The following is a 603-nucleotide window of genomic DNA, read 5'->3' on the forward strand; positions in this document are numbered from 1 at the left end:
GACCATGGCTGACCACTCTCTGGCAAACATCGGTGACCAGCCGGTCTATCTGAGCGCCCGGTTTGACCGACGCGCAGCAGGCGAACGCATCCCGTATATGTCAGCCATGACCATGACCCAGAACCGGGATGGCGTATCTGGCAACTATCTCGAGATCGTCGACGCGATCACCAGGACTGGCAGCCAGGCTGCCAGGGACCGTGAAGAACTGTACCGTCGTCTCATCTTCACCGTTCTGGTGTCGAATACGGACGACCATATGCGCAATCACGGGTTTCTTTGGGATGGGCCAGCTGGATGGCGGCTGTCGCCGGCGTTCGACATCAACCCGACGTCCCAGTTGGAAAAGCCGCGTGTCCTGCAGACACGGATCGATTTCGACGACGGGACCTGTGACATTGACCTGGTGTTGGCCGTGGCACCTGAATTCGGCCTCCGCACCAAACGCGCCCGGGAGATCGTCGCTGAAGTGGCAAGAGCGACAGCGACGTGGCGTGATGTTGCGCATCAGGTCGGGGCTCCGGCACGCGAACTCGACTATCTTGAAAGTGCTTTCGAGCACGACGATCTGAAGAAGGCTCTGACCCTTTAATGTCCGCTTAT

General features: G+C 59.0%; 1 protein-coding gene. It reads left to right on the top strand.

The window, feature by feature from the left end:
- On the top strand, positions 1-592 hold a 592-nt coding region (locus BKY27_RS19645), incomplete at its 5' end, for a type II toxin-antitoxin system HipA family toxin (RefSeq protein ID WP_146636327.1).
- Positions 593-603 lie beyond the last annotated feature (11 nt).

The sequence above is a fragment of the Nioella nitratireducens genome (assembly GCF_001879715.1).
Classification (GTDB): Bacteria; Pseudomonadota; Alphaproteobacteria; order Rhodobacterales; family Rhodobacteraceae; genus Nioella; species Nioella nitratireducens.